The organism is Azoarcus indigens, assembly GCF_004361735.1.
Lineage (GTDB): Bacteria > Pseudomonadota > Gammaproteobacteria > Burkholderiales > Rhodocyclaceae > Azoarcus > Azoarcus indigens.
Genome location: NZ_SNVV01000019.1, coordinates 82776 through 103676, shown reverse-complemented (window position 1 = coordinate 103676; position 20901 = coordinate 82776). Strand labels below are relative to the sequence as shown.

The following is a 20901-nucleotide window of genomic DNA, read 5'->3' as shown; positions in this document are numbered from 1 at the left end:
TTGCTCCTGAGATGAATCGACGACGTGGCCTTCCCAGAAGACCACGCCCAACATAGCATCGCGCATGACGGGGAAGAGGAAGGGGATCGGTTTGTTTGGCGACTGCCAATCTACCAACCTCCGAACCGTCAACCACTACTTCCCCCAGATTGCGCGAAGAACCGAAAGAAAGGCCGCTCCGAGCGGAAGCCCCGCTTCTCCACCCCTCTCGCATTTACGCTTTTTTTGCACCGCAGCATCGACTGTTTACCGGAATTAGCCATCGCAATCCCTAAGCTGGACTCATTCCCCATCCAGGAGCGAGTCATGGCCTTGAAGATAGATCCGCTGCAATGCACCAGCTGCGGCATGTGCGAATCCCTCTGTCCCACCGGTTCCATCGCGGAAAAGAAAGGCGTCTATCGCATCGACGCCGGCAGCTGCACCGAGTGCGACGGCGGCGACCCGGAGTGCATGGACAACTGCCCGGTCGACGGCTGTATTTCCTACGCCTGAGGAGCCCGCCATGCACAGCGTCGTCTGCATCAAGCAGGTACCGGACAGCGCCCAGATCCGGGTGCATCCGGTAACCAACACCATCATGCGGCAGGGCGTGCCCGCCATCATCAACCCCTACGACCTCTTCGCCCTGGAAGAGGCGCTGCGGCTGAAGGACAAGCACGGCGGCCGCGTCACCGTGATCACCATGGGGCCGCCGCAGGCCGAAGCCGCCCTGCGCAAGGCACTGTCCTACGGGGCCGACGAGATCATCCTCGTCACCGACAAGGCCTTCGCCGGCGCCGACACGCTGGCGACCAGCTTCGCCCTGGCCTCGGCCATCCGCAAGATCCACGAGAGCCACCCGGTCACCCTGGTGTTCACCGGCAAGCAGACCATAGACGGCGACACCGCCCAGGTCGGCCCCGGCATTGCCAAGCGCATGGAGCTGCAGCTGCTCACCTATGTGTCCCGCATCAACGAGCTGGATGAGACCAGCGGCACGATCACGGTGGAACGCCGCGCCGAAGGCGGCGTGCAGCTGCTCAAGACCGCCCTGCCCTGCCTGGTGACCATGCTGGAAGGCACCAACGAGATGCGCCGCGGCAGCCTGCCCGACCAGCTGCGCGCGGCGCGTCACGAGCTGACGCGCTGGGACCGCGTGGCCGCCGGCATCGAGGACGTCACCAAGATCGGCCTGAAGGGCTCGCCGACGGTGGTGAACAAGGTCTTCACCCCCAGCCCGCGCGCCGAGAAGGCGGAAATGGTGACGGTGGACAGCGGCCGCGCCGCCGACCTCGCCGTCGAACTCATCGCCCGCCTGGGCCAGCGCTTCCCGGTGGTGGAAGCCGAACTCGCCCGCCGCGCCGGCTAAGGAGACGAACATGAGCAATGACGCACCCGTGAAGAAGAAGCGCAAATTCGAACTGGACCCGCGGCTGGCCGCCTACAAGGGCGTGTGGGTCTTCATCGAGCATGAGCGCGGCCAGGTCCATCCGGTGTCCTGGGAACTGCTGGGCGAAGGCCGCAAGCTGGCCGACATGCTGGGCGTGGAGCTGGCCGGCGTGGTGCTCGCCGCCCCCGGCGACGATGGCCAGCGCTTCTGCCACGACGCTTTCGCCTACGGCGCCGATCTCTGCTACCTGATGGAAAGCCCGACGCTGCAGGACTACCGCAACGACCCCTTCACCCGCGGCATGACCGAGCTGGTCAACACCTACCAGCCGGAAGTGCTGCTGCTGGGCGCCACCACCCAGGGCCGCGACCTCGCCGGCTCGGTGGCCACCACCCTGCTCACCGGCCTCACCGCCGACTGCACCAGCCTCACCATCGACATGGACAACCGCAGCCTCGCCGCCACCCGCCCGACCTTCGGCGGCAGCCTGCTGTGCACCATCGTCACCCTGAACTACCGGCCGCAGATGGCCACCGTGCGGCCGAGGGTGATGGCGATGCCGGAACGCCAGAAAGGCCGCGGCGGCAGGATCATCGAGCATCCGCTGGCGATGGCGGAGGAGTCCATCATCACCAAGGTGCTGGACTACATCCCCGACGACAGCCGAGACAAGCCGCAGCTGCCCTTCGCCGACATCATCGTGTCCGGCGGCAAGGGCCTCGCCAAGCAGGAGAACTTCCAACTGGTGTGGGAGCTGGCCCGGGTGCTGAGCGCCGAAGTCGGCGCCTCGCGGCCGGTGGTGCAGGCCGGCTGGGCGGAGCTGGACCGCCAGGTTGGCCAGTCCGGCAGGACGGTGCGGCCCAAGCTCTACATCGCCGCCGGCATCTCCGGTGCCATCCAGCACCGCGTCGGCATGGAAGGCGCGGACTGCGTCATCGCCATCAACAACGACCCCAACGCTCCCATCTTCGACTTCGCCCACTACGGCATCGTCGGCGACGCGCTGCAGATCCTGCCGGCGCTCACCGAGGCCTTCCGGCAGAAGCTGGCCACCACCCGCCGCGCAGGCTGAGGAAAGCGACCATGTCCGAAAAATTCGATGTCATCGTGGTCGGCGCCGGGGCCTCCGGCAACGCCGCCGCCTACACCCTGGCCAAGTCCGGCCTCAAGGTGCTGCAGCTGGAGCGCGGCGAAACGTCCGGCGCCAAGAACGTGCAGGGCGCCATCCTCTATGCCGATGCGCTGGAGCGCATCATTCCCGACTTCCGCGAGGAAGCGCCGCTGGAACGCCACATCATCGAGCAGCGCATGTGGGTGATGGACGAGCGCTCCTACGTCGGCAGCCACTTCCGCTCGGACGACTTCAACAAGCCACCCTACAACCGCTACACCATCATCCGCGCCAAGTTCGACAAGTGGTTCTCCGACAAGGTGAAGGAAGCCGGCGCGCTGGTGATCTGCGAAACCACGGTGAAGACGTTGCTGCGCGATGACGCTGGCAAGGTCATCGGCGTCGAGGTGGATCGCATCGACGGCAAGATATACGCCGACCTGGTGATCCTCGCCGACGGCGTGAACTCCACCCTGGCGCGCAAGGCCGGCTTCCGGCCGGAACTGGATCCCAAGCATGTCGCGCTGGCGGTGAAGGAGATCCACTTCCTGCCCAAGGACGTCATCGAGTCGCGCTTCAACATCCAGGATGAAGAAGGCGTGGTGATCGAGATGATGGGCAAGATCACCCACGGCATGATGGGCACCGGCTTCCTCTACACCAACAGCGATTCGATCAGCGTCGGCGTCGGCTGCCTGCTATCCGATTTCATGACGCAGAAGATCACCCCCTACCAGTTGCTGGAACAGTTGAAGGCACATCCCTCGGTCGCGCCCATGCTGGAAGGCGGCGAGATGAAGGAATACGCCGCCCACCTCATCCCCGAAGGCGGCTACCACGCCATCCCGCAGATCTACGGCGATGGCTGGATGATCGTCGGCGACTCCGGCATGTTCGTGAATGCGGTGCACCGCGAAGGCTCCAACCTCGCCATGACCACCGGCCGCATCGCCGCCGAAACCGCCATCGAACTCGGCCGCGCCGGCAAGGCCATGAGCGCCGCCAACCTTGCGCTCTACCGCAAGCGGCTGGACGACAGCTTCGTCATCAAGGACCTGAAGAAATACAAGGATCTGCCCGAGTTGCTCGACAACAACAAGCAGTTCCTCACCACCTACCCGGAACTGCTCAACCGCTCCGCCTACGCCATGCTCAAGGTCGATGGCGAAGACAAGCGCAGCAAGCAGAAGGACATCTATCGCGGCTTCCGCGCCGAACGCAGCCTCTTCGGCCTGCTCGGCGACGCCTACAAATTGTGGAGGGCATTCCGATGAGCGACAAAGCGGTCAGCATCAAGGTCGAAGACAAGCTGTACCAGAACCGCTACCTGGTCGACGCCGAGCGCCCGCACATCCAGATCAAGGATGAAGCCCTCTGCGCCAGTTGCACCACCCGCCAATGCACCGTCTGCTGTCCGGCCGGCTGCTACGAGGGCGCGGCGGACAAGGTGGTGCTGACCACCGACGGCTGCCTGGAATGCGGCACCTGCCGGGTGATCTGCACCACCCACCGCAACGTGGAATGGGAATATCCGCGCGGCGGTTACGGCATCCAGTTCAAATTCGGCTGACGAAGCAGGCCGCCGACGCTCCCGCAACCATGGATCACGGCGGGAGCGCTGGCCGCCGGGCCCGGCCACGCGCCTTCCCCTGCGCGCTGCAGGAGAGCGGGCAGCCCCGGGTCCCGAACGACGCGAAAGGGCAGCGCCGTGACAAGACCTGGACGCAGACCCAGCCAGCTTCACCGCCGGCCACCGGGCAAAAAGCCGGGAACCGCATCCATGCGGACAACATGATTCAAAGGCAATGAGCGCGAAGAACCAGAGGCCGGCAACGGCAAGAGCCGCCCCGCCCCCTCCCGGAAGCACTTCTGCTGAGCTTCCGCACGGGATGCAGCTCACCGACGCCGATGCCACTTTTCTGTGCAGGCCGCGTGGTAACATCCGCTTTTAAAAACCACGCGTTTCGAGCCCCCCATGTTCTCCTCGCAAGACACCCTCGCCAAGGTTGATCCCGAGCTCTGGTCCGCCGTCCAGGCCGAGAACCGCCGCCAGGAAGATCACATCGAACTGATCGCCTCGGAAAACTATGTCTCCCACGCGGTAATGGAAGCCCAGGGCTCCCAGCTCACCAACAAGTACGCGGAAGGTTATCCGGGCAAGCGTTACTACGGTGGCTGTGAACATGTGGACGTGGTCGAACAGCTGGCCATCGACCGCCTGAAGGCGCTGTTCGGCGCCGAGGCCGCCAACGTGCAGCCCAACTCCGGCTCCCAGGCCAACCAGGCGGTGCTGATGGCCTTCGCCAAGCCGGGCGACACCATCATGGGCATGAGCCTGGCCGAAGGCGGCCACCTCACCCACGGCATGCCGCTGAACATGTCCGGCAAGTGGTTCAACGTCGTCGCCTACGGCCTCGACGAGAACGAAGAGATCGACTACGACGCGATGGAAGCGCTGGCCCGCGAGCACAAGCCGCGCATCATCGTCGCCGGCGCCTCCGCCTACTCCCTGCGCATCGACTTCGAGCGCTTCGCCAGGATCGCCAAGGAAGTCGGCGCCATCTTCTGGGTGGACATGGCCCACTACGCCGGCCTCATCGCCGCCGGCTACTACCCGAACCCGGTGCCGCACGCCGACGTCGTCACCTCCACCACCCACAAGACCCTGCGCGGCCCGCGCGGCGGCATCATCCTGATGAAGGCCGAGCATGAGAAGGCGATCAACTCCGCCATCTTCCCCGGCCTGCAGGGCGGCCCGCTGGAGCATGTCATCGCCGCCAAGGCGGTGGCCTTCAAGGAAGCGGCGACGCCGGCCTTCCGCAACTACCAGGAACAGGTCATCGCCAACGCCCGCGTCATGGCGCGGGTGCTGGGCGAGGAGCGCGGCCTGCGCATCGTCTCCGGCCGTACCGAGAGCCACGTCTTCCTGCTCGACCTGCGGGCGATGAAGATCACAGGCAAGGAAGCCGAAGCCGCGCTGGGCCGCGCCCACATCACGGTGAACAAGAACGCGATCCCGAAGGACCCGGAGAAGCCCTTCGTCACCTCCGGCATCCGCATCGGCTCGCCGGCGATGACCACCCGCGGCTTCACCGAGATCGAAGCCGAGAAGATCGCCCACCTGATCGCCGATGTGCTCGCCGCGCCAGCCGACGAGGCGGTGCTGGAGCGGGTGCGCGGCCAGGTTGCCGAGCTGTGCGCCAAGTTCCCGGTCTACGGCGCCTGAGCCGGTCGTAATACGCCGGCACGGGACGGCCCGCGATGCACGCTGCAGTGGCAGTCCCCTCCCCGTCAGGCCCCACGGCTCCACGTCCATGAAGTGCCCTTTCTGCGACGACCCCAACACCCAGGTCACCGACACCCGTGAGAACGAGGACGGTGACGTGGTGCGTCGTCGTCGCCGCTGCGTGAAGTGCGACAAGCGCTTCACCACCTACGAGCGCATCGATCTCAAGATGCCGCACATCGTCAAACGCAACGGCAGCCGCAGCGAGTTCGACCACCGCAAGCTCACCGCCAGCATGCAGCTGGCGCTGCGCAAGCGGCCGGTGACCACCGAAGACGTGGAGGCCGCGGTGGACCGCATCGAGGCCCGCCTGCTGTCGCTGGGCGAGCCGGAAGTCCCGAGCGAGAAGATTGGCGAACTGGTGATGAAGGAGCTGAAGAAGCTCGACAAGGTCGCCTATATCCGCTTCGCCTCGGTGTATCGCAACTTCGCCGACGTGGACGAGTTCGCCGAAGTCGTGCGCGAGGTGCAGGCCAGGCCCAAGCGCAGCCGCGGTAGCGGTCCGGCCACCCCGGACCCCGAGCATGACCTTTTCGGCGGCTGACCATGCCGCGATGGCGCGCGCGCTGGCGCTCGCCGAGCAGGGCCTCGACACCACCACACCGAATCCACGCGTCGGCTGCGTACTGGTACGCGACGGCGTCATCGTCGGCGAAGGCTGGCACCAGCGCGCCGGCGAACCACACGCCGAGATCCATGCGCTGCGCATGGCCGGCGAGGCCGCCCGCGGCGCGACCGCCTACGTCACCCTTGAACCGTGCTCCCACTTCGGCCGCACCCCGCCATGCGCCGATGCGCTGGTGGATGCCGGTGTCGCCCGGGTGGTCGCGGCGATGGAAGACCCCAATCCGCTGGTCGCTGGCCGTGGCCTTGCCCGCCTGCGTGCTACCAGCATCATTGCGGAAAGCGGGCTGATGGAAGCCCAGGCGCGGGATCTGAACATCGGCTTCGTCTCGCGCATGACCCGCGGCCGCCCCTGGGTGCGGCTGAAAGCAGCCAGCACCCTGGATGGCAAGACCGCGCTGGAGAATGGCGTCAGCCAGTGGATCACCGGCGAAGCCGCGCGGCGCGACGGCCACCGCTGGCGCGCGCGTGCCTGCGCCGTCCTGACCGGCATCGGCACCGTCAGGGAAGACAACCCCCAACTCACCGTGCGCGCCGTGCCCTGCGAACGCCAGCCGCTGCGCATCCTCGTCGACGCCAGGCTGGCTATCCCTTCCACCGCGCGCCTGCTGGCGGGCCCCCCCATCCTGATCGCCACCGCCGGCGGCAATCCGGCGCGCGAAGCGGAACTACGGGCAGCCGGCCATGAAGTGCTGCCACTGCCGAACGCCGCTGGCAAGGTCGATCTGCCGCAGCTCTTCCGCGCCTTGGGCGAACGCGGCCTCAACGAAATCCACGTCGAAGCCGGCTTCAAACTCAACGGTTCGCTGCTGCGGGAAGGCTGCGTGGATGAGTTGCTGCTCTATCTCGCGCCCCTGCTGGTCGGCGATGCCGCGCAGGGGCTGTTCAACCTGGCGCCGCTGAGCGCGCTGGACCAGGCCCTGCGCCTGGACATCCGCGACCTACGCCAGTTGGGCGACGACTTCCGCCTGCTGGCGCGACCGCGTCAGGCCTGAGCCCTCGCGCGCTCGGCGCACACCGGGCAAGCCGGGTCGCGCCCGAAGGACACGCTGCGCCAGTTCATGCTCAGGCTGTCGAGCAACAGCAGGCGGCCATCCAGCGTGGCGCCGCAGCCGCTGAGCAGCTTCAGCGCCTCGGCCGCCTGGGTGGCACCGACGATGCCGGTCAGCGGTGCAAACACCCCCATCACCGCACAGCGCACCTCCTCCACATCCTCCCCTTCGGGGAACAGGCAGTGGTAGCAGGCGCCATCCGGCTGACGCAGGTCGAACACCGAGACCTGGCCATCGAAGCGGATCGCTGCGCCTGAGACCAGCGGTCGTGCGTGATGAGCGCAGGCGCGGTTGATGGCGTGACGGGTGGCGAAGTTGTCCGAGCAGTCCAGCACCACATCGGCTGCAGCCACCTCCGCCTCCAGGGCCTCGCCCTCCAGCCGCAGCGCCCGCGTTTCCACCCGCGCCAGCGGATTCAGCCGGTGCAGGGTATCCCGGCCAGACTCCACCTTGAGCCGCCCCACCCCTTCCGCGCTGTGCAGAATCTGGCGTTGGAGGTTGGTGAGGTCCACCGTGTCGTCGTCGGCCAGCACCAACGTGCCTACGCCGGCCGCGGCCAGGTACATGGCCGCCGGCGATCCCAGGCCGCCGGCGCCGACGATCAGCGCGCGGGCAGCCAGGATGGCCTCCTGCCCCTCGACACCGATTTCAGGCAGCAGGATATGGCGGCTGTAGCGCAGCAGTTGATCGTCGTTCATGGCATCGGAAAATGAAAAAGGACCGCGGTGCGGTCCGGTGTTCTCCACTCCGGCAGAGCTGGTTTACTTGTAGCCCCGTAGTTCCGGCGGAGTGGTGTCGTGGTCGCCGTGGGGGTGGTGCTCCCAGGCATGCACATACACTTTGTGGGATTGCTTGAGCAGACGCTCGGGCGACCTCAGATTGCGGCGCTGGGTCTCCTCGCTGAAATACACCAGCCAGCGGGCAATCTGCCAGCGAAACCGCTCATCCAGCACCAGCCCTTCAGTTCGAAGTCCAGCTTCCAGCCCTTGCAGCGTATGGTCCAACACCGAATAGACCACCAGCAGTTCGGAAGCCGCCTGCCCCTGCTCCACGCAGGCAACCCCCAGCGCTTCGAGCACCGCGACCGCCCGTTCACGCCCTCCGGGACAGCGGGGATGCAGCCGCAGCACCCGCCGCTTCAGCAGACCGCCCCCCGGAGTGGGATGGTGGTGACGCCTGCCGGCCAGCTTGTACGCCGTTTCCCTCAGCATCACCCACCTCCATTGCCTTACTTCTTGTTCTGGACGATCTGCAAGCCCTTCAGCAGATTCACCGCCTGGGCAAGCTGGTAGTCATCCTTGCCCGCCAGTTCGAAGCGGGGCGGCATGTCTTCATCGTCGCCCCCCTTGCCGCTGTTCTGCAGCAAGCGCTCGGCGTCCGGATCGCGATCATTGCCCAGATGACCCTGCAGATCCGCCTCACGCACGCGGCGGGCAGAACCGTTGGTGCTCTCCTCGACCACGATGTCCGGTTCGATGCCCTTGGCCTGGATGGAACGGCCGCCCGGCGTGTAGTAGCGCGCGGTGGTGAGCTTGATCGCAGTGTTCGCATTCAGCGGGATGATGGTCTGCACCGAGCCCTTGCCGAAGGTCTGAGTGCCCATTACCACCGCGCGCTTGTGGTCCTGCAGTGCGCCGGCAACGATTTCCGAGGCGGAGGCGGAACCGCCATTCACCAGCACCACCATCGGCAGATCCTTGATGCTGGGCGGCAGGGACTTCAGGAAGTCGTCGCGGGTGCCGCGCAGGTAGTCTTCCGGCGCGGCGCGGTATTCGCGCTTGGCATCCTCGGTGCGGCCGTCGGTGGAAACGACTACCGTATTGGCCGGCAGGAAGGCTGCGGCGACACCGACGGCCCCATGCAGCAAACCGCCCGGGTCGTTGCGCAGATCGAGCACCAGGCCCTTCAGCTGCCCTTCCTTGACCAGCTTGTCCAGGTGCTGGACCAGCGAGGAGGCGGTGTTCTCCTGGAACTGGGCGACGCGCACGTAGCCGTAGCCGGGCTCGACGATCTTCGACTTGACGCTCTGCACCTTGATGACTTCACGCGTCAGCGTGATCACCACCGGCCGGTTCTCGCCCTTGCGCATGATGGTCAGCGTGATGTCGGTCTTGGGCTTGCCACGCATGCGCTTGACCGCGTCGTTCAGGCTCATGCCCTTGACCGGGGTGTCGTCCAGCTTGACGATGAGGTCGCCCGCCTTGACTCCGGCGCGGAAGGCCGGCGTGTCCTCGATCGGGGAAATGACCTTGACGAAGCCGTCCTCGGTGCCAACCTCGATGCCGAGGCCGCCAAACTCGCCCTGGGTGCCGACCTGCAGGTCCTTGAAGGCCTCCGCATCCAGGTAGGCGGAGTGGGGATCCAGTCCGGACAGCATGCCGCTGATCGCCTGGGTGATCAGCTTCTTGTCCTCGACCGGTTCGACGTAGCCCTGCTTGATCGCATTGAACACATCGGCGAAAGCGCGCAGTTCTTCCACCGGTAGCGGCGCCGGCGTGACCTTGTCGGCGTTGGCGGAGAAATTGAGGCTGATCATCACACCGGCGAAAACGCCGGTCATCACCAGGCCGACTTGCTTCAGCTTGCTGCGCATAAGGACTCCATCGGGGCGCGTCCCGGCCTTCCGGGCCGCATCTTCATTCGTTTCGTCAGTTGAGCCTGACCCACAGCATCGGGTCCAGCGGCCGGCCTTGGTGACGGATTTCAAAGTATAAACCTGATTCCGCCGCCCCCCCGCTGGCCCCCACGCTGGCAACCGCATCGCCGCCACCCACCTTGTCACCGACCTCTTTCAGCAGGGCATCGTTGTTGCCATAGACCGAAAGGTAGTCGCCGCCGTGGTCGATGATGAGCAGATTGCCATAGCCGCGCAACCAGTCGGAGAAGACCACTTCACCGCCCGCCACCGCGCGCACCTCGCTGCCATTGCCGGCGCGGATGAACACGCCCTTCCAGGTGGTTCCGCCTTCGGCCCTTGGAGCGCCGAAGCGCCCAACCAGTTCTCCCCGCACCGGAAATCTGAGCTGGCCGCGCAACTGGGCGAAGCTGACGCCAGTGGGCGTGGCGCCCGCGGCATGGCGGACCTCGCCCACCACCGGCTCGGACCGGCGCGGCGCCTGACTGCCCTGCGACGGCGGGTTGGCCGCCGCAGCGGCCCGCTCCCGCGCCGCCTGCTGCTCTGCAGCCCGACGTGCGGCGGCCTGGCGCGCCGCAGCTTCGCGCGCGCGCTGCACCAGGGTATCGATGAGCCGGCCCAGGCGCTGCTCGTCCTGACGCAGGGCGCTCACCTCTTTCTGCTGGGTCTTCAGTTGATCGGAAATCAGCGCCAGGGCCTGTTTGCGGGTTTCATGAACCGAGGCCAGCTCGGTCTGGCGTGCCTGCTGCTCCGCCGCCAAGGTGACGACGCGGTCACGACGCTGGCCGATCTCGGCCGCACGCAGCGCCTTTTCCTTGAGGTCCGCGCGCAGGGATTCGATCAACCCCAGGCGGGCGCGGCCAAGGTGTTCCAGGTAATGGGCATCGCGGGCAAGCTGGTTGGGATCGCGCGCCGACAGCAGCGGCGCCACACCGTCGGCCGCGCCGTGCATGTAGTGACGGCGCAGCCACTCCGCCAGTTCGTCCTGGCGGGCGGCGATGCGTCCCTCAACTTCACGTTGTTCCGCCTCCAGCAACGCCAGCTTGCGCTCGGCATCTGCCCTCTCGCTGCCGAGCCGGCGCACTTCGCGCTCCACCCGGGACACCGCGCGCTCGGCTTCCGCCAGCGCGGTCGCCGCGCCGGAGCGCGAGGCCTCGGTCTGCGCCATGTCCTTCTGCAACTCGCGGATGCGGCGCTTCAGGTCGTCCAGGTCGGAGCGCTTCTCGGCCAGATCGCCGGCCTGCTGCGCCTGCGCCGGCCCGGCAAGCGACACCGCCGCCGCAACCAGCAGGCAGCGCAGCACGCGGCGTGATGTCATCATCTGGCGAAGCGGAGGGAAAGTCAGGCCTTGGCCTTGCCCTGGCTGGCGACCGCGGCCTGGGCGGCGCGGATGGTCTCTTCGTCGGCGAGGTAGTAGTGCTTCACCGGCTTGAGGTCTGCATCCAGTTCATAGACCAGCGGCTGAGCGGTGGGGATGTTGAGGGCGACGATGTCGTCGTCGGAAATCCCGTCCAGGTACTTGATGAGCGCACGCAGGCTGTTGCCGTGGGCGGCGACCAGGACGCGGCGACCGGCCAGGATCTGCGGCACGATCACGGTTTCCCAGTAAGGCACCACGCGCGCCACCGTGTCCTTCAGGCACTCGGTGCGCGGGAACTGCGCCTTTGGCAGGCCGGCGTAGCGCGGATCGTCCACCGTGAGGCGCTCGTCGCCCTCGGGCAACGGGTCCGGCGGGGTATCGTAGGAGCGACGCCACACCAGCACCTGCTCGTCGCCGAAGCGGGCGGCGGTTTCGGCCTTGTTCAGGCCCTGCAGCGCGCCGTAGTGGCGCTCGTTGAGGCGCCAGGAGTGCTCGACCGGCAGCCACAGGGAGTCCAGCTCTTCCAGGACGATGTTCAAGGTCTTGTTCGCGCGCTTCAGCACCGAGGTGAAGGCGAGATCGAAGCCGTAGCCCTCGGCCTTCAGCAGCTTGCCCGCGCGATGCGCCTCTTCCGTGCCCTGCTCGGTAAGGTCTACATCGGTCCAGCCGGTGAAGCGGTTTTCCTTGTTCCAGGTGGATTCGCCGTGGCGAAGCAGAACGATCTTGTACATGGGGGGATCGAGTCCGGTTTAGGGGGGTTGAACGGGGGATGACGGCTCGGGCGGCAGCCAGGGCGGCTGCCGCCCGAGCAAGACCTCGGCGCGATATTTTATACTAACGGTTTTGCCCGCCCGGCCCTCACGTGAACAAAGAAGACATCTTCGAGCTGATAGACAAGCATGAGCACATCGAGATGGCCGCCCGGGCGCTCAAGGCGATCGCCCACCCGCTGCGGCTGAAGATCCTGTGCGTGCTGGGCGAAGGCGAGGTCTGCGTGCAGGACATCGTCGAGGCGGTGGGCACCTCGCAGAGCAACATCTCGCAACATCTGGCCATCCTGCGCGACAAGGGCGTCCTGCAGACGCGCAAGGATGCCAACCGGGTCTACTACCGCGTGGGTGACCAGCGCACCCTGCAACTCATCGTGCTGATGCGTGAAGTATTCTGCGGCGTGCCACCCAAGCACTGAACCCGTCCATCGATTTTCCCAACCCAACCGGAGCGACGTTTTCGTGGAATTCCTGCAACAGAACTGGTACTGGGCCGCCCTGGCGGTGGTCAGCGGCGCTTGGCTGCTCGTGGAAACCGTGCGCAGCGGCAACAACAAGACGCAGCTCTCGCCGGTCCAGGCCACGCTGCTGATCAACCGCGAAGACGCCATCGTCGTCGATGTGCGGGACCAGGGCGAGTATGCCGCCGGCCACATTGCCGGCGCCCGCCACATCCCGGCAGGCGAGCTGGAACGGCGCAGCGGCGAACTCGACAAGTTCAAATCGCGTCCAATCATCCTCTGCTGCGCCACCGGCAACCGCTCTGCAGGCGCGCTGGCCCAATTGCGCAAAGCCGGTTTCGAGAAGGTGTACAACCTGCGCGGCGGCATCATGGAATGGGAGAAGGCGGGCCAGCCGCTGAGCCGCAAGAGGAAATGACCATGCCCCACATCCGCATGTACGCTACCGGCACCTGCCCCTACTGCCATCGCGCCGAGCATCTGCTGCGCAGCAAGGGGGTCGGCGACGAACTGGAACTGATCCGGGTGGACATCGACCCCTCCCGCCGTGCAGAAATGATGCAACTCAGTGGACGACGCACGGTTCCGCAGATCTTCATCGGCGATTACCATGTCGGCGGTTGCGACGACCTGCACGACCTCGACCACCGGGGCGGCCTGGATCCATTGCTTCAAGGCCGGGGGGCCTGAGTCCCCCGGGACATCCGCTGCAACACCCATCCTCACCAAAACACCACCGAACAGGCTTTCCGAAATGACCGAAAACGCGCAACCCGTATTCTCCATCGAGAAGATCTACGTGAAGGATCTCTCCCTCGAGGTCCCCAATGCCCCGCAGGTTTTCCTCGAGCGCGAGACGCCGCAGATCAACGTGCAGCTGCGCACCGAGGGCAAGGGCATCAACGACGGCCTGTTCGAGATCGTGCTGACGGTGACCGTGTCCGCCGAACTGCCGGAATCCAAGACGGTGTTCCTGGTCGAAGTGGCCCAGGCGGGCGTGTTCCAGATCCGCAACATCCCGCAGGAAGACCTGGAGCCGGTGATGATGGTGGGCTGCCCCAACATCCTGTTCCCCTACGCCCGCGAGGCGGTTTCCGACGCGATCACCCGTGCCGGCTTCCAGCCGGTGGTGCTGGCGCCGGTGAACTTCGACGCGCTCTACCAGCAGCAGCGCGAGCAGGCCGCCGCCCAGCCGGGCGAGGTCCCGGTCCAGTAAGGACGTGCAGCCATGATCGCATCCCGCCTGCGCCTCTCTCTCGGGCTCGGGCTGGCGCTCGCCTGCGCCAGCCCGCTCGCCCAGGCCATCGAGTTCCGCTCGGTCGCCGCGCCGGCCATCCTCTACGACTCGCCCTCCAACCAGGGCAAGCGGCTGTTCATCGTCGCCCCCGGTACGCCGGTGGAGGTCGTGGTGGCGCTGGACAAATGGGTGAAGGTGCGCGACCCGGCGGGCGCGATCAACTGGATAGAACGGGGCGCGCTGACCGACAAGCGCACGCTGATGGTCACCGCTCCACGCACCATGGTGCGCCAGCAAGCCTCCGAGGAGGCCCCGCCGGTCTTCGAGGCGGTGCGCGACCTGGTACTCGAGCTCGTGGAAGCGCCCGCCAATGGCTGGGTGAAGGTCCGCCACCAGGACGGCGCCAGCGGCTATATCCGCGTCGGCGAAGTCTGGGGGCTGTGAGCCGGATGCGGATAGCCGTATTCGGTGCCGGCGCCTGGGGCACCGCACTCGCCCAGGCGTTCTCCTCCGCCCACGAGACGACACTGTGGGCGCGCAATCCTGAACATGTTAATGCCATGCAGCAGTCGGGCGAAAACGCCCGCTACCTGCCTGGCATTCCGCTGTCTCCGGCGCTGTCGCTGAGCGCGGATTTTGCTGCTACCGCCCGTGGCGCCGATCTGCACTTGGTCGTCACTCCGCTCTCCGGACTGCGCACCACGGTCAGAAGCCTGCGCCAGTTGCAGCCGGATACGCCGCTGCTATGGGCCTGCAAGGGTCTGGAGGCCGGCACCGGCAAGCTCCCGCACGAAATCGTCACCGAGGAACTGGACGCAGACGCGGCCTGCGGTGTCCTCACCGGCCCCAGCTTCGCTGCCGAGGTCGCCCGCCTGCAGCCCACCGCGGTAACGCTGGCCGCGGCGGATACGACCTTCGCCCAGTTCTGGGTGAACCAGCTGCACCAGCCGCTGCTGCGCATTTACGCCAATACCGACCTCGTCGGCTGCGAGATCGGCGGCGCGGTCAAGAACGTCATGGCCATCGCCGCCGGCGTCTCCGACGGCATGGGGTTCGGCCTCAATGCCCGCGCCGCGCTCATTACCCGCGGGCTCGCGGAGATCGCCCGCCTGGGCGCCGCCCTCGGCGGCCGTCCGGATACGCTGATGGGCCTGGCCGGCATGGGCGATCTCATTCTCACCTGCACCGGCGACCTTTCGCGCAACCGCCGTGTCGGCCTGGCACTGGCTGCCGGCAAGACGCTGGACGATATCCTGCGCGAGCTCGGCCATGTCGCCGAAGGCGTGTCCACCGCACGTGAAGTGGTCGGCCTGGCCGGCCGGCTGGGCGTGGAGATGCCGATCTGCGAGGCAGTCCATGGCCTGCTGCATGACGGCCTGATCGCCCGCGATGCGGTGGAGCAGTTGCTGTCCCGCGACCCCAAGCACGAATAAAGCAGGAAAACAGGGCGCAGACGGCGCTCCCGCCTTCACCCTGCCGGCTCAAGCCCCGCCGGCAAAACCCTGCTGCCGCCAGGCCTCCAGCACCAGCACCGCCACCGAATTGGACAAGTTCATGCTGCGACAACCCGGCCGCATCGGAATCCGCAGCCGCCGCTCCGACGGCAGCGCGTCCAGTATCTCCGCCGGCAGCCCGCGACTCTCCGGACCGAAGACGAAGACGTCCCCCGGCTGGAAAGCAACCTGATCGTAGCGCGCCCTCGCCTTGGTGGTCAGTGCGAAGAAACGACGCCCGGACAGGGCCGAGACGCAGCTATCCCAATCCTTGTGCACCGTCACCTGGGTCATGTCGTGGTAGTCCAGCCCCGCCCGCGCCAGCGTCCTGTCGGTGATGACGAACCCGAGCGGCTCCACCAGATGCAGATGCGCGCCGGCATTCGCCGCGAGGCGGATGACGTTGCCAGTATTCGGCGGAATTTCGGGCTGGAACAGGACGATATCGAACATGGACCGGGCGGGCGGAACAACGGAAAGCGCGCACTTTAGCCCAGAAGCCGGGCGTCGTTCTGCCCCGCTGCCTCAACCCGGCGGCGGAGTCCGGGCCACCACCAGGTTCTCCACCCGCGATGCACCGCTGCGCTTGAGGCAGCGCGCCAACTCGTCCAGCGTAGCGCCGGAAGTCATCACATCGTCCACCACCGCCACCCGGGCGCCGGCCAGATCTCGCCCGCAGGCAAAAGCGCCACGCAACGTCGCCCTGCGCTCCTGGCGCGACAAGCCCTCCAGCTTGGGCGTAGCGCGCAGCCGCAGCGCTCCGTCCAGCGCCAGCGGCACTCCCGCGAGGCGAGCCAGGGGCCGGGCGATCTCAACCGCCTGATTGAAACCGCGTTCGGCTAGGCGGGAGCGATGCAATGGCATGGGCAGGATCAGGTCCACCTCGCGCGGAAACATCGCCGCCACCATCTCCTCGGCAAAGAAGCCCGCCAGGGAAAAGCGCTGGTGATACTTCAGCCCTTGCACCAGCCCATCCAGGGGAAAGCGGTAATCGAAGACGGCCTGGCTGGCATCGAAGGCCGGCGGCCGTTTCAGGCATTGCCCGCAGACGCCGCCGCCAGGCAAGGGCTGGGCGCAGACCGAGCATCTGCCGCTGCGGACATGGGGCAGATCGGCCGCGCATTCCGGGCACACTGGCGCACCGCCCTGCTCCCGCCCGCAGATGCAGCAACGCTGCGGCAGAAGCGCATCCACCGCCGCGCGCAGGCCGCGACGCCACGCGCTTGGCCCCCCTGGCGTATTTGACAAGTTTTCCGCCCTTGAATGAACATGCTGGATTGCCACATTTAAGTCCGGAACGCACCTCATGACAACAACATTGACCGCTCCTCCCGCCGCCAGCCAGAACCATCCGGAACAGGCGCAGCGCAAGAAATGGGCGGTCGCCGAGGTGCAGGCGCTGTTCGAACTCCCCTTCCTCGATCTGCTCTTCCGCGCGCAGCAGGTGCATCGCGCCCACTTCGATGCCAACGAGATCCAGCGCTCCACCCTGCTGTCGATCAAGACCGGCGGCTGCTCCGAAGACTGCGGCTACTGTTCCCAGTCCGCCCGCTACGACACCGGCCTGGAGCGCGAGCGCCTGATGCCGATCGACGAGGTGCTGGAGCATGCTCGCGCCGCCAAGGCCAAGGGCGCCTCCCGCTTCTGCATGGGCGCCGCCTGGCGCGGCCCCAGGGAGAAGGACATGGAGCCGGTGCTGGAGATGGTGCGCGAGGTCAAGAAGCTGGGCCTGCAGACCTGTGTCACCCTAGGCATGCTGCGCGACGGCCAGGCCGAGCAGCTCGCCGACGCCGGCCTCGACTACTACAACCACAACATCGACACCGCGCCCGAGTTCTACGGCCAGGTCATCACCACCCACACCATGCAGGACAGGTTGAACACCCTGGACAAGGTGCGGGATGCCGGCATCAACGTCTGCTGCGGCGGCATCATCGGCATGGGCGAAGGCCGCAGCAGCCGCGCCGGCCTCATCGCCCAGCTCGCCAACATGGAACCGCCGCCGGATTCCGTGCCCATCAACAACCTGGTGGCGATCCCCGGCACGCCGATGGCCGAGAGCGAGCAGCTGGACCCCTTCGAATTCGTCCGCACCATCGCCGCCGCCCGCATCACCATGCCAGCCAGCTACGTACGCCTGTCGGCGGGCCGCGAGCAGATGAGCGACGAACTGCAGGCCCTGTGCTTCATGGCCGGCGCCAACTCCATGTTCTATGGCGACCGCCTGCTCACCACCAGCAACCCGGAGGCTGACCGCGACGAGAACCTGCTGGCCCGCCTCGGCCTGAAGGCCGTCTGATCCGCCCGCTCAGCCTTCCGTGACAGCAGCAGATTTCCAGCTCGACCGCAGCCTGCTGCGTCGGCGCTACGGCCGCGCCGCGGCCACCAGCGACGGCGCCGATGCCCTAGGCCGCGAGATCGCCCGGCGCATGGACGAGCGCCTGGACTACATCCGCATCACGCCCAAACGCATCCTCGATCTCGGCTGCGGCACCGGTCAGGACTTGCTGCGCCTGGCCGAACGCTATCCGGAGGCCGCGGCCTTCGGCGCCGACTTTGCGCTGCCGATGCTGGCCCGGGCCAACGCCCGGGTCACGCCGCAGGCCGGCCTGCTGAAACGCCTCATGGGCGCGCGACCGGTGCCGCCGCTGCTCGCAGCCGACGCGCTGGCCTTGCCGCTGGCGCGCAGCAGCATCTCGCTGGCCTGGTCCAACCTCATGCTGACGGCGCTGGACGATCCGCTGCCGGCGCTGCAGGAAATCCACCGCGTGCTGGAAGTCGATGGCCTGCTGATGTTCTCCACGTTGGGCCCGGACACGCTGAAGGAACTGGGCGACGCACTGCCCAAACACGCCGGCGAGCGCATCCACCGCTTCATCGACATGCACGACCTGGGCGACGCGCTGGTCAAGGCCGGCTTCGCGGATCCGGTCATGGACATGGAGATGGTGACGCTGACCTACGCCGAACTGGATGGCCTGCTGGACGATCTGCGCGCCACCGGCAACGCCAACGCCAGCCGGGGGCGCCCGCGCGGCCTCTCCGGCCGTGGCGGCTGGGACCAGGCCCGCGCCGCTTACGAGAAGCAGCGCCGGGACGGCCGCCTGCCGGCCACCTTCGAAGTCATCCAGGGCCACGCCTGGAAGGCCGCGCCCAAGACCACCGGCGACGGCCGCAGCATCATCCACTTCCAGCCGCGCCCCCAGCGCTGAACACGACACCGCATGCCCGCTCCACCCGTTTGGCTTTTCGACCTCGACAACACGCTGCACAACGCCAGTCCGCATATCTTTCCGCATATCAACCGGAGTATGACGGCCTACCTGGAGCAGCATCTGTCCCTGAGCCATGAGGCCGCCAACTCTCTGCGCATGCACTACTGGCAGCGCTACGGCGCCACGCTCTCAGGACTGATCCGCCATCACGGCACCGATCCGCATCACTTCCTGCGTGAAACCCACCGCTTCGAGCAGTTGCATGAGCTGATGGTGTTCGAACGCGCGCTGGGCGCCATGTTGCGCCGGCTGCCGGGGCGCAAGATCGTGTTCTCGAACGCACCGCGGATGTATGCGGACGCGGTGCTGGAGGCGATGGGCATCGCCGGTCGCTTCGACAGCGTCGTCGGCATCGAGCAACTCGGCTTCCATCCCAAGCCCGGCATCGAGGGCTATCGCCGGCTGCTGCACCATTTCGGCCTGAATCCGCGCCAATGCGTCATGGTGGAAGACACCGCAGTGAACCTGAAAACCGCGCGCCGCCTGGGCATGCGCACCGTCTGGGTCAGCCGCAGCCTGCGGCGGCCGTCCTATGTGGACATCAAGATTTCCAACGTGCTGGGCCTGCGCCGGGCCTGCGCCCACTTACTGACTGCGGTCTGAATCTGCGGTCGCAAGCAGCAGCGACATGAAGGCAGCGCCTGCGCCATAGCCCTCCGGCGAACCCGCTGGCTGCGCCCTGAAGCCGTGGCGTTGCCAGTAAGGAATGGCATCGGCCAGCGCCACCAGCGTCAGGCAAGGCAGGTGCCTCACCGCCGCCTCGGCCGCCACCTGCCGGAACAATGCGCCAGCCGCGCCGACACCACGCAGCGCCGGCATCACTGCGACGTCGTGGACGAACAGGCAGTCTGCAGCCCGAGGCAAGGACTCCATCCGGCTGTGCAAGGGCGGCGGCGCCTGCCGGCGCCAGGGATGGGCGAAGACATAAGCCCCCACCTTTCCCTGCTGCTCCACCACCCAGCAGCAGTTCGGCGCCAGCGCCAGCTTCGCCCCAAGGACTTCGGCCGACTCCTGATAACCATCGCCATAAGCGGCGCGCTGAACCTGCAGCACCGCGGACAGATCAAGCGCCCGCATCGGCCGCAGGCCTTCCAACGTAATACTCAAACGCCTTCCTTCAGCCAGCGGGCCGCATCCAGCGCGTAATAGGTGAGGACGCCGTCGGCGCCGGCGCGCTTGAACGCCAGCAGGGACTCCAGCACGCAAGCACGCTCGGAGAGCCAGCCATTCAATGCGGCCGCCTTGAGCATCGCGTACTCGCCACTGACCTGGTAGGCGTAGGTTGGCACCTGCAGTTCGGCCTTCACCCGGCGCACGATGTCCAGGTAGGGCATGCCGGGCTTCACCATGAACATGTCCGCGCCTTCGGCAATGTCCAGTTCCACTTCGCGGATGGCCTCGTCGCTATTCGCGGGGTCCATCTGGTAGGTGTATTTGTTGCCCTTGCCGAGATTGGCGGCGGAGCCGACCGCGTCGCGGAACGGACCATAGAAGCTGGAGGCGTACTTTGCCGAGTAGGCGAGGATGCGGGTGTAGATCAGGTCGTGCTCGTCGAGTATGGAACGGATGCGACCAATGCGGCCATCCATCATGTCGGAAGGCGCAACCACGTCCGCACCGGCCTGGGCGTGGCAGAGAGCCTGCTTGGCCAGCGCCTCCAGCGTCTCGTCGTTCATCACGTAGCCGCGCGGATCCTTAGGGTCGATCAGCCCATCCTGCCCATGGCTGGTGTAGGGATCCAGCGCCACATCGGTGATCACGCCCAGCTCGGGGAAACGCTGCTTCAGCGCACTGACCACACGCGGCAGCAGCCCGTCCGGGTTCCACGCTTCCTCGGCGCCATCGCTCTTGCCCTCCGCTCCCACCACCGGGAACAGCGCCAGAGCCGGAACGCCCAGGGTAAGCGCCTCTTCGGCCACCGCCAGCAGCTTGTCCAGCGAGACGCGGCTCACGCCCGGCATGGAAGGCACCGCTTCGACGTGCCCCTCGCCCTCGAGGACGAAAACCGGGTAGATCAGATCGGCAGTGGTCAGGACGGACTCCTGCATCAGCCGACGGGAAAAGGCATCGCGGCGCATGCGGCGCATGCGTGTGGCGGGAAAGGCTCCAGTGGGTCGCATGATGATCTCGAAAACGATACGGAAGGGGCAAAACGGGCAGGAAAGACAGGCTTCTCCGTGACTCCAGTGGCCTGAAGAAAAGCGGCAAAAAGGCCTGAAACCAGA

26 protein-coding genes are annotated in these 20901 nt (G+C 66.7%); 17 read left to right on the top strand and 9 right to left on the bottom strand.

What is annotated here, in order from left to right; genetic code table 11:
* Positions 1-306: 306 nt before the first annotated feature.
* The 8 genes from C7389_RS18700 (at position 307) to ribD (ending at position 7388) form a co-directional block, all read left to right on the top strand.
* A complete protein-coding gene (locus C7389_RS18700; protein ID WP_133594161.1) occupies positions 307-495 on the top strand; it encodes a 4Fe-4S binding protein in 189 nt (62 codons plus the stop codon).
* 10 nt (positions 496-505) lie between these two features.
* A complete protein-coding gene (locus C7389_RS18695; RefSeq protein WP_133594160.1) occupies positions 506-1351 on the top strand; it encodes an electron transfer flavoprotein subunit beta/FixA family protein in 846 nt (281 codons plus the stop codon).
* A 10-nt stretch (positions 1352-1361) separates the two neighbouring features.
* Complete coding sequence (locus C7389_RS18690; RefSeq protein ID WP_133594159.1) at positions 1362-2444, top strand: electron transfer flavoprotein subunit alpha/FixB family protein; 1083 nt, start codon at positions 1362-1364, stop codon at positions 2442-2444.
* Between the two features lie 11 nt (positions 2445-2455).
* A complete protein-coding gene (locus tag C7389_RS18685) occupies positions 2456-3757 on the top strand; it encodes an FAD-dependent oxidoreductase (protein ID WP_133594158.1) in 1302 nt (433 codons plus the stop codon).
* Complete coding sequence (locus C7389_RS18680) at positions 3754-4053, top strand: ferredoxin family protein (RefSeq protein WP_133594157.1); 300 nt, start codon at positions 3754-3756, stop codon at positions 4051-4053. The genes C7389_RS18685 and C7389_RS18680 overlap by 4 nt, the downstream gene beginning before the upstream one ends.
* 405 nt (positions 4054-4458) lie before the next feature.
* Positions 4459-5709 (top strand): serine hydroxymethyltransferase, encoded by a 1251-nt coding sequence (glyA, locus tag C7389_RS18675; RefSeq protein ID WP_133594156.1) that lies wholly within the window; start codon positions 4459-4461, stop codon positions 5707-5709.
* A gap of 88 nt (positions 5710-5797) precedes the next feature.
* Entirely contained in the window at positions 5798-6313 is a 516-nt protein-coding gene (nrdR, locus tag C7389_RS18670) for a transcriptional regulator NrdR (RefSeq protein ID WP_133594155.1), read from the top strand.
* Positions 6294-7388, top strand: coding sequence for a bifunctional diaminohydroxyphosphoribosylaminopyrimidine deaminase/5-amino-6-(5-phosphoribosylamino)uracil reductase RibD (ribD, locus tag C7389_RS18665; protein ID WP_133594154.1), 1095 nt, complete (start codon positions 6294-6296; stop codon positions 7386-7388). The genes nrdR and ribD overlap by 20 nt, the downstream gene beginning before the upstream one ends.
* Here ribD and C7389_RS18660 read toward each other — a convergent pair.
* The 5 genes from C7389_RS18660 to gpmA all read right to left on the bottom strand — a co-directional run bounded on the left by C7389_RS18660 (position 7379) and on the right by gpmA (position 12171).
* On the bottom strand, positions 7379-8143 hold the full coding sequence (locus tag C7389_RS18660; protein WP_133594153.1) for a HesA/MoeB/ThiF family protein: 765 nt from the start codon (positions 8141-8143) through the stop codon (positions 7379-7381). The genes ribD and C7389_RS18660 overlap by 10 nt on opposite strands.
* 63 nt (positions 8144-8206) lie before the next feature.
* Entirely contained in the window at positions 8207-8656 is a 450-nt protein-coding gene (locus C7389_RS18655) for a hypothetical protein (RefSeq protein WP_133594152.1), read from the bottom strand.
* Positions 8657-8673: 17 nt separating this feature from the next.
* The gene (locus tag C7389_RS18650) at positions 8674-10038 is read right to left on the bottom strand and encodes a S41 family peptidase (RefSeq protein WP_133594151.1); all 1365 of its coding nucleotides are present in this window, start codon (positions 10036-10038) and stop codon (positions 8674-8676) included.
* 55 nt (positions 10039-10093) lie between these two features.
* Complete coding sequence (locus C7389_RS18645; protein ID WP_246034892.1) at positions 10094-11401, bottom strand: murein hydrolase activator EnvC family protein; 1308 nt, start codon at positions 11399-11401, stop codon at positions 10094-10096.
* Between the two features lie 20 nt (positions 11402-11421).
* Positions 11422-12171: a 2,3-diphosphoglycerate-dependent phosphoglycerate mutase gene (gene gpmA / locus C7389_RS18640; protein ID WP_133594150.1), complete on the bottom strand. Its 750-nt coding sequence runs from the start codon at positions 12169-12171 to the stop codon at positions 11422-11424.
* Positions 12172-12302: 131 nt separating this feature from the next.
* Between gpmA and C7389_RS18635 the strand changes: the two genes are divergently transcribed.
* From C7389_RS18635 to C7389_RS18610, 6 genes are all read left to right on the top strand, one after another.
* A complete protein-coding gene (locus C7389_RS18635) occupies positions 12303-12629 on the top strand; it encodes an ArsR/SmtB family transcription factor (protein ID WP_133594149.1) in 327 nt (108 codons plus the stop codon).
* Between the two features lie 43 nt (positions 12630-12672).
* Positions 12673-13089, top strand: coding sequence for a rhodanese-like domain-containing protein (locus C7389_RS18630; RefSeq protein ID WP_133594148.1), 417 nt, complete (start codon positions 12673-12675; stop codon positions 13087-13089).
* A 2-nt stretch (positions 13090-13091) separates the two neighbouring features.
* Positions 13092-13361 carry a glutaredoxin 3 gene (grxC, locus tag C7389_RS18625; RefSeq protein WP_425455584.1) on the top strand — a complete coding sequence of 90 codons (270 nt, stop codon included), beginning with the start codon at positions 13092-13094 and terminating at the stop codon, positions 13359-13361.
* Positions 13362-13425: 64 nt separating this feature from the next.
* Positions 13426-13887: a protein-export chaperone SecB gene (gene secB / locus C7389_RS18620; protein WP_133594147.1), complete on the top strand. Its 462-nt coding sequence runs from the start codon at positions 13426-13428 to the stop codon at positions 13885-13887.
* 12 nt (positions 13888-13899) lie between these two features.
* Positions 13900-14352 (top strand): SH3 domain-containing protein, encoded by a 453-nt coding sequence (locus C7389_RS18615; protein WP_133594146.1) that lies wholly within the window; start codon positions 13900-13902, stop codon positions 14350-14352.
* Positions 14353-14357: 5 nt separating this feature from the next.
* Positions 14358-15341, top strand: coding sequence for an NAD(P)H-dependent glycerol-3-phosphate dehydrogenase (locus C7389_RS18610; protein ID WP_211168420.1), 984 nt, complete (start codon positions 14358-14360; stop codon positions 15339-15341).
* Positions 15342-15389: 48 nt separating this feature from the next.
* Here C7389_RS18610 and C7389_RS18605 read toward each other — a convergent pair whose 3' ends face one another.
* Together C7389_RS18605 and C7389_RS18600 are read right to left on the bottom strand one after the other, a co-directional pair.
* Positions 15390-15854 carry a tRNA (cytidine(34)-2'-O)-methyltransferase gene (locus tag C7389_RS18605; RefSeq protein WP_133594144.1) on the bottom strand — a complete coding sequence of 155 codons (465 nt, stop codon included), beginning with the start codon at positions 15852-15854 and terminating at the stop codon, positions 15390-15392.
* A 72-nt stretch (positions 15855-15926) separates the two neighbouring features.
* On the bottom strand, positions 15927-16595 hold the full coding sequence (locus C7389_RS18600; RefSeq protein ID WP_246034890.1) for a ComF family protein: 669 nt from the start codon (positions 16593-16595) through the stop codon (positions 15927-15929).
* Between the two features lie 112 nt (positions 16596-16707).
* On the opposite strand from C7389_RS18600, the gene bioB reads away from it, so the two are divergent.
* Genes bioB through C7389_RS18585 form a run of 3 tightly spaced genes read left to right on the top strand, consistent with a single transcriptional unit; the run spans position 16708 to position 19279 of the window.
* Positions 16708-17700, top strand: a complete 993-nt coding sequence (gene bioB / locus C7389_RS18595; RefSeq protein WP_133594143.1) for a biotin synthase BioB — start codon at positions 16708-16710, stop codon at positions 17698-17700.
* Positions 17701-17719: 19 nt separating this feature from the next.
* On the top strand, positions 17720-18613 hold the full coding sequence (locus C7389_RS18590; protein WP_133594142.1) for a methyltransferase domain-containing protein: 894 nt from the start codon (positions 17720-17722) through the stop codon (positions 18611-18613).
* A 12-nt stretch (positions 18614-18625) separates the two neighbouring features.
* Complete coding sequence (locus C7389_RS18585) at positions 18626-19279, top strand: pyrimidine 5'-nucleotidase (protein WP_133594141.1); 654 nt, start codon at positions 18626-18628, stop codon at positions 19277-19279.
* Here the strand turns inward: C7389_RS18585 and C7389_RS18580 are convergent.
* Positions 19262-19783: a GNAT family N-acetyltransferase gene (locus C7389_RS18580; RefSeq protein WP_246034888.1), complete on the bottom strand. Its 522-nt coding sequence runs from the start codon at positions 19781-19783 to the stop codon at positions 19262-19264. The two genes, C7389_RS18585 and C7389_RS18580, sit on opposite strands and share 18 nt — an antisense overlap.
* A complete protein-coding gene (hemB, locus tag C7389_RS18575; RefSeq protein ID WP_133594140.1) occupies positions 19780-20796 on the bottom strand; it encodes a porphobilinogen synthase in 1017 nt (338 codons plus the stop codon). Before hemB ends, C7389_RS18580 begins: the two co-directional genes overlap by 4 nt.
* Positions 20797-20901: the final 105 nt, after the last annotated feature.